6 protein-coding genes and 1 tRNA gene are annotated in these 7897 nt (G+C 62.6%); 3 read left to right on the top strand and 4 right to left on the bottom strand.

Annotated elements, in window-relative coordinates; translation table 11 throughout:
• The coding region (locus VMX79_03240) for a GTP-binding protein (protein HUV86105.1) at positions 1-279 on the bottom strand (279 nt) is incomplete at its 3' end.
• A 470-nt stretch (positions 280-749) separates the two neighbouring features.
• Between VMX79_03240 and VMX79_03245 the strand changes: the two genes are divergently transcribed.
• Entirely contained in the window at positions 750-2483 is a 1734-nt protein-coding gene (locus VMX79_03245) for a penicillin-binding protein activator (protein ID HUV86106.1), read from the top strand.
• Positions 2480-3289: a tetratricopeptide repeat protein gene (locus tag VMX79_03250; GenBank protein HUV86107.1), complete on the top strand. Its 810-nt coding sequence runs from the start codon at positions 2480-2482 to the stop codon at positions 3287-3289. The genes VMX79_03245 and VMX79_03250 overlap by 4 nt, the downstream gene beginning before the upstream one ends.
• Positions 3290-3621: 332 nt before the next feature.
• Here VMX79_03250 and VMX79_03255 read toward each other — a convergent pair whose 3' ends face one another.
• The 3 genes from VMX79_03255 to VMX79_03265 form a co-directional block, all read right to left on the bottom strand.
• Positions 3622-4473 (bottom strand): 6-bladed beta-propeller, encoded by an 852-nt coding sequence (locus VMX79_03255; protein ID HUV86108.1) that lies wholly within the window; start codon positions 4471-4473, stop codon positions 3622-3624.
• Positions 4474-5084: 611 nt separating this feature from the next.
• The gene (locus VMX79_03260; protein HUV86109.1) at positions 5085-6686 is read right to left on the bottom strand and encodes a glycosyltransferase family 39 protein; all 1602 of its coding nucleotides are present in this window, start codon (positions 6684-6686) and stop codon (positions 5085-5087) included.
• 83 nt (positions 6687-6769) lie between these two features.
• A complete protein-coding gene (locus VMX79_03265) occupies positions 6770-6916 on the bottom strand; it encodes a hypothetical protein (protein HUV86110.1) in 147 nt (48 codons plus the stop codon).
• Between the two features lie 855 nt (positions 6917-7771).
• Between VMX79_03265 and VMX79_03270 the strand changes: the two genes are divergently transcribed.
• A tRNA-Thr gene (locus VMX79_03270) sits at positions 7772-7844 on the top strand.
• The last annotated feature ends 53 nt before the right edge of the window (positions 7845-7897 follow it).

Consider the following 7897-nt stretch of genomic DNA (forward strand, 5'->3'; position numbering starts at 1 on the left):
GATCATGTTCTTCACGTAGTCCGCGTGCCCCGGACAGTCGATGTGCGCGTAGTGCCGGTTCGCCGTCTCGTATTCCACGTGCGCCACCGCGATCGTTATCCCCCGCTCCTTCTCCTCCGGCGCCTTGTCGATGGACCAGAAATCCATGTACTCCGCCTGGCCCTTGTGCGCCAGCACCCGCGTTATCGCGCTCGTCAGCGTCGTCTTCCCGTGGTCCACGTGCCCGATCGTCCCCACGTTCATGTGCGGCTTCGTCCGCTCAAACTTCGCCTTGGCCATGACAGTACCCTCCGCCGCCGGCGCGGCATAACGGTAAAGGGATAAAAACCTACGTATTACCCCTATCCCGCCCGATTTTCCTTGAATTCGGATAGGGGCGCGTGTAGTTTTGGCTTTTTTCCTGGGGGGTTAGGCCCCCAGGGTTGCAACTATATCGTAAGCGGATATTTATAACAAAAAATCCCTTGAAAGTCAAACATTTTTTTTCGTTTTCGGTAAAGCGGGTCCCCTTTCCCGAAAACGTGCCTTTTCGCCCCTGCGGCGCCAACCCGACGTGCCGCGCCTCCCCCTTATTCGCACCGGAGCTCGTTGGACATTTCGCCGCAAGGCAACCTCCCGCCGAGGGCGACGGCCCGGCCTCGACGGACGATATCCCTTTGGTACCCGGCCGCGGCGCCGCCCCAGGCGCCGTCGCTGTTGACACCGCCCGCCGACGGTGATAAAATTCCCTAACGTAGGCAGGTGCTAACGTGAAAAGCAAACTGGCCATTGCGCTAATCCTATCGTGCTTCGCCGCGGCGGCCGCGGCGGCCGCGGTCGACGCGACCCTCGTCGCCGACTTCAAACGGGCCGAACGCTATTACGAAAGCAAAGATTACATAAACGCGCTGCCGCTATACCGGGACGTCCTGGAGGGCGACCCGGGCGGGCCTTTCGCCGCCGCCGCCGGCTTCCGCATCGGCATGTGCGACTTCGCGCTGGGGGAATACGCCGCCGCGGCCCTGTCCTTTAAAAAATTCGAGGAGGGGTTCGCGGACTCGCCGTACCTCGACGACGCGACGTTCCTGGCGGCGCAGGCGTACTTCCGGATGGGGGAATATCACCACGCGTTCGAGCGCCTCTTGCGCATCGTATCCTTCGGCGAAAAGGGCCGCTACTACAAGCGGGCGGTGCGCGGCATCGGCAACATCGCCGACGAGGCGCTCACCGCCGCCCAACTACGCAAAAGGTTGGAGGATTACCACGCGTCGCCGGAGGCGGCCGAGGCACTACTGAAGCTCGCCGAACACGAGGTAAACCGCCGGGACTACGAAAGGGCGGTGGTCCTCCTCGACGTCGTCGCCGAGCAGTACGCCGAGCTGGACGAGGGCCGCGAGGCCGAAAAGCTGCTGGCTTCGGTGCGCGATAAGCTCGGCCGGGAACCGCTGGCGGTGGGGGTGCTCTTGCCGCTCTCGGGCGAATACGACGTATACGGCAAGGAGATGCGGGCCGCCGTCGAGCTGGCCGCGGCCGAGCACAACCGCTCGCGCCCGGACGAACCCGTTACGTTCGTATTCGAGGACACGGCCGGCACCGAAGAGGGCGCGGTGGAGGCCGCGCGCCGGCTCATTTACACCGAACGCGTCATCGCGATATTGGGGCCCGCGCTCACCAACAACGTGCGCGCGCTGGCGTCGCTGTGTCATACCAACCAGGTCCCGGTGCTATGTCCCGCGGCCACCGACGGCAAGGTGGCGCAGCTGAACGGTTACATCTTCGCTAATGGCCTGACCCGCGAGGTCGAGGCGGCCAACATCGCCGACTACGCCGTAAACAACCTGGGCCTCAAACGCTTCGCGGTCCTTTACCCGGCGAACGCGTACGGCGCCGACCTGCGAGATGCGTTCACGGAGGCCGTCGCCCGGGCGGGGGGCGAAGTCGTCGGCGCGGTGGAATACCCGCTTATCGACGTGAACCTCGAGCCGAACAAGCGCGAGATCAACTACTTCCCCTATACCAAGAAGCTGAAATGGCTCCGCGCCGACGCCGTCTACATCCCCGGCCACTACGACGAGATCATCCGCATCCTGCCCCAGCTCACGTTCTCGGACGTCTCGGCCTACGTCCTGGGCGCCAACGGTTGGAACGAAAACCGCGTCGTGCATATGGGCGGCAAATACGTCGAGGGAACGTACTTCACCGCGGGCTTATACGGCGACTCGCCCGACCCCGAAATCCGCGCGTTCGTCTCGAGCTACCGGCGCCAAACGGCCGAGTTCCCCAACTACCTGGCCGCCGCCTCCTACGACGCCGCGAAAATCATCTGCTCGGTCCTCTACCCCCCCGCGGAGAACGGCGCCGAAATCAAGGCCCGGCTCGACGCGGTGGCGGACTTCCCCGGCATATCGGGCCGGACGACGTTGCGCGGCGCCGACGGCATGCTGCACAAAGACGTCGCCATCCTGACGGTGCAGGAGGGCGAGGTGGTGGAGGCGCCGCGGTGAAGCGGGCGACGGCCATCGCCTTGTCGGCGACGTTGTTGATGGTCGCGTGCGGGCCCCAAAGGCCCGCCGGTTATTTTGTATACGAAGGCCGGCGGGGCGACTCGGTGGCGGCGCTGAGCGCGCGCTTCGGCGGCGACGAGCGCCTTACGAAGACGCTGGCCCGCGAGGCCGGCCGCGACGCCGCGGAGCCGTTCGACGCCGGCGAACGCGTAACGGTCCAGCTCGAGAGCCTAAAAAAGCATCGCGAGATACTCGAGACCTTCGCGCTGGTCCGCGAGGCGCGCGCGGCCCGGGTGCGGGGCGATTACGCCGGCGCGCTCGAGGCGTTGAAGGCCGCCTCCGCCGCGGCGCCCGACGACCCGGCCTTAGCCTTCGAGCTGGGCGCGACGTATTACGAGGCCGGCGATTACGCTCGAGCCGAGGCCTCCCTCGCGACCGCCCGCTCCCTCGCGCCGGACGACGAGGAAGTGACGCTGACGTACGCGCTGGCGACGGCGGAGGCCGGCGACGCGGAGGGGGCGGTCGCGGCGCTGGAGGAACTGGCCGCCGCCCGGGCCGACTTCCTCTACGGCCTTTACGTCCTCGGCGAGGTCCAAATAAAATCGGGCGACTATCCGGCCGGCCGGCATCAACTCTTCGAATATTTGAAGCGGAACGACGAGGGTGTGGTGGCCGCGTACGCCCGGGAGGGGATAAAGGCTTCGGCTCGAGCGGAGATGGAGGCCGCGGCTCGAGCGCTCGAGGAAGCCGCCCGCGCGGAGGAAGAAGAAGCCACGCCCGCGCGCGAGGCGGGGCCGGCCGAATGACGATAAACATTTTCCCTTATTAATACGAAAAGCCCGGCGGCGACGCCGGGCGTTACTACGGAGCAAGGGCCTTAAGGCCCTTGTCGGGGGCGAGTAGCCGGTCGCCCCTACAAAACCGAGGTCGCCCCTACCGGAACAACGCCTTCACGCGGCCGAAGGAGGCGGGCGAGGCATGAAGGTTCGACAAGGGGCTTAAGCCCCTTGTCCGCCCGGGCGACCAGCCGGTCGCCCCTACTCAAACAGCGCGTTCACTTTCCCGAGGGAGGGCGGCGCGGCCTGAGGTTTGGTACAAAAGAGTGCCGGGCGGAGCCCCGGTCGCCAGCCGGCCGCCCCTACCGGAACAACGCCTTCACGCGGCCGAGGGAGGCGGGCACTACGCCCGACTCGCCCGACTCGCTCAACTCCATATCGACTTGCCGCGAGCGTTTGAAGTATTGGATGCGGTGGTTATAAGTATCGGCGACGAAAACGGTTCCGTAGGGAGCGACGGCGACGTCGTACGGCCAATAGAATTGGCCTTCGCCGTGGCCCCACGAGCCCCATTTGCCAAGGAACGAACCGCTCGAGGTGAAGTATTGGATGCGGTAGTTATAGAAGGTATCGGCGACGAAAACGGTTCCGTTAGGGGCTACGGTGACGCCGTCGGCATATCGGAACTGGCCGTTGCCCGGGCCGTACGAGCCCCATTGGCCCAGGTAGGAGCCCGTCGCCGTGAAGTATTGGATACGGAAGTTACCCCAATCGCTGACGTAGACTGTGCCGTTAGCGGTTACGGCGACGTCTATCGCGCCGTCCAACTGGCCGTTGCCCGAGCCGTACGAGCCCCATTGGCCCAGGTAGGACCCCGCGGCGGTGAAGTATTGGACGCGGTGGTTCCTGATATCGCCTACGTAGACTTTGCCGTTAGGGGTTACGGCGACGCCACCCGGGGCGTTGAACTGGCCGTTGCCCGTGCCGAACGAGCCCCATTTGCCCAGGAATCTCCCCGTCGCCGTGAAGTATTGTATGCGGGAGTTCCAGGTATCGGCGACGTAGACTTTGCCGTTAGCGGTTACGGCGACGGCGGCCGTGCCGTTGAACTGGCCGTTGCCCGTGCCCAACGAGCCCCACTGGCCCGCGTACTCGTACGCCGCGCCGGCGGCGCCGGCGAGGAAAAACGCCGCGATAACTAAAACTTTTTTCACGTTCGACCTCCTGCGTTATAAAGAACGTTTTAAAAAGAGGCCCTTTCGGTTAAGTGTAAAAAAACCCAGGCGCGCCCTTAGCGGGACCCGGGTAGTATTCCGCACCGCGCGGCGCGCGAGGCGCCGTACCATATTAAATTTATTTCTCCCGACCCGGGCATACCCTCAACCCCCTTGCGAAGTGCGCCCGGCTACGTATACGTTCTCCCAGAGCCAATATTAAATAGCGGGGAGTTTTAGTCAAGCGAAATCTTCAAAGGGCCCGGGGGCATTCGAACCAACGTTCCAAAACGGCCCGAGCCACTGAGCTTGTAGTCCGGCAGCGCCAGCTCCCGCGTCTACTCCCCAGCCGTGCCCGGGCGAAAGTACTGAATGCGGTGGTTCCGGTATTCCGTAACGTAAACGTTGCCGTTGCGTGCGCACGCTACGCCTTGCGGATAATAAAGGTCGGCGGACCATTTGCCAAGAAACGAACCAGTAGCTTTGAAATATTGGACCCGGTTATTTTTTGTATCGGCGACGCCGCCTTTCTCCCGACCGCGTTGTGATCGCCGAGGCGGAGGTTGCGTTCTCCCTGCCACCCTCGTTCCGCCGGTTTACAGAGCGCGTTTTCATAAGTTTTGGGAGGGGACGTCGTAAACGGTAACCTGGCCGCGGCCTACGCGGGAGGCGAAGTCCGGTATACGGCGCCACCGGTTTCGGGTCACGACGATCGTATGAGAGGGGTTCTCGTATACTACGGATCCCCGTAGAACCGTGCCGTAGTACCCTCTGATTTTTCGCCGGTTTTCATCGCTAGTAATTATGGCGATTCGAGCGTCTTTTTGCCGCATAAACGGAAGGAGCCGATGCAAAGCGGAGGTGAGCTTCGGCCGGTGGACCCGACGGAAATTAAGCGGGTGGTCGCTGTACGCCCGGATCCCGTATTCCTCCCAGAGCCAAACCCCCGTCGCCCCCGGTTCGCCGCTTTCGATTATCACGTTTTCGGTGGGTGTTAGATCACCGTTGCGCCACAAATCGCGTAAAGCGAGGCCGACTTCGGCGGCCGCGGTTAAGCTCGAGTTGTAGGGGCCGCGAGCGCCGTAACCGTAATTCCTTATACAGCGGTCGAACCGCGCGTAATCAGTAGCCGCGGCCATTAACAATATGGCTAAGGCGATTTTCGGCACGAGCCCCCGCGTCCGCCGCCACATTTCAACCACGGCCAAACCGGCGAAGGGGAACAAGAACATAAGGACGATCGAGAAATGCCGCTCCGGCCCGAAACCCAACCCCACTATCGCAAATACCGTTAAAACCCCGACCGCGAGGGCGACGAGGCCGCCCCAAATTAGCAGCCGGTTTTCCCTTCGGATGCCGCGGGCCCAAACGAGGAGTGCCCCGCCCGCGCCCAGGAGGCCGAAGACCCTACCGTCCCGCCACACGCGCGTTAGGCCGTAGAATACCCGGCCGAACCACCGGGCGTTGGGTAGAATTGCCTCGCTATCGGCTTTGACCCCCGCGAGATCCGTCCAAACCCCTTGGTGGGCGGCGACCGTGGCCTTATGGCCCATCAAGACGGCTACGACCGCCATAGGCGCCGCCCATAAAAGCCACCCGCCGACGCCCCGCGGCCGGGCCCGGAATAAACGATACGCCGAATACAGAATTAGCAAGGCCGCGCCTTCGTAACGGGTCAAAGCCGCCGCGCCGAAGCAGAGCCCCGCAGCCCAGGCGCCGCGGCCTTCCCGCGCCGCCCGGCTCGCCAGATAGATACCCGCCGCATTCCAGAAGAAGAAAATGCTCTCCGCCATTCCCTCCGAGAGCGTCAGGAAATGGTGGACGGGGGAGAATATGAAAAGGAGGGCGGCGGCCGCTCCCGCCGCCGGGCCGGCCAGTTCGCGGCCGAGGAGATATAGAAAGGCCGTCGTGCCGGCCGCGGCAGCGACGTTCAAAGCCGTCCCGGTCCAATATATGTCGGGGTAGATTTTGAGGAGGCCCGCCCAGAGCCAGAGCTGCATCGGAAGAAATTGGTAGGTTTTGAAGAGGCCGAACTCTCCGAAAGCCAGGTTATACGCCTCGATGCCGCGCGCCGGGCCGTCGGCGATGTAGGTCAGCCGCAAGTACCTCGGCATGTAGACGTAGAGGGAGTATACCGATACGACGACCTTCAGGGCGAAAAAGCCCCAGGGCGCCAGGCGGTCGAACCACTGTATTTTAGTTGCCGGCCGCACCTCTTCTCCTGGTCGTGGGCGTTACGTTTCTTGCCCCGCTTCGGCGCCTTACGCGTGTCGGAATATCGGAAGCCGGGGCCGATTTACCGGTTCTTCGCCGGTACGTCGTATACTTTGACGAGGTCTCTGCAAATCCCGGACGAGAGGTCGGGTACCTCCGCCCACCTTTCGCGCAGGACTACGATCGTCTGCGTCGGGTTTTCGTAGACGACCCGGAAAAACCGCTTCACCCGGTCCAGCTACGAAGGCGGCACGGGTTTCCCGACTCTTCACGACCCGCCGGATAACGTAAAATAAATACCCGGGCGTACGTACTACGCCCGTACGCCCGGCGGCGCGTGTGATACCGGCCGTGATGGCTGATTTTTTAAATTTACGGGGTACCAGGCTAGCGCATGTCTTAATCCCGTCGAGCCGGTCGAAAAGGCCGTTACGCGACGCGCGGGCGGGCGGCGCCCAACCGGAAAGAACGCAACGCTTAATTCTATCTACCTCGCCGCAAGCCGCTAAATGAACGAAGCGCGGGAAAGAATGCCTACCTAAATTATAGCCGTGATACGTTTCTATGTCAAATAAAAACACCCCCGGGCCCTCCCACGCCCGCGCCGACGTCCGCTGCGACGAGGGCCGCGGCCGCCGAAACCGCCGCGATAACTAAAACCATCTTCATCGTCCGACCTCCTTATCGTTAAGGAGCGTCTTCCAAAGAACGGCTTGGGGTTAAATAGAAATAAAAAACACCCAGGCCGGCCTTTAGCCGAACCTGGGTTGTATTTCGCAACGCGCGGCGCGCCGTACCCTCCTCTCAAACGCGTTTCCTCCGTCCCGGGCATGCCCTACCCCCTTGCGAAGTTCGCCCTTTTAAACGTAAAAGTCCCCTCAGAAACCAATATTAAATAACGCCGTATTTTAGTCAAGTAAAATAATTCAACCGGGGATACGCCGTTCCGCCGGTCTCAAACCCCGGCCGCTATAATTTTCGCCCTCTGTACGCGCGCCAGGCGGCCCTATCCGAATGACGTATAAAATATTTTCACGCGTCGCTTGACGGCCGCGGCCTTATAATATATAATACCCGTCGACGCGCCGGCGTAGCTCAGCGGCCAGAGCAGCTGATTTGTAATCAGCAGGTCGCGGGTTCGAACCCCGCCGCCGGCTAGAGAAAGCCGGGGAGGTACCCAAGCGGCCAACGGGGGCAGACTGTAAATCTG

It is taken from the genome of bacterium (assembly GCA_035529855.1).
Taxonomy (GTDB): domain Bacteria; phylum RBG-13-66-14; class B26-G2; order WVWN01; family WVWN01; genus WVWN01.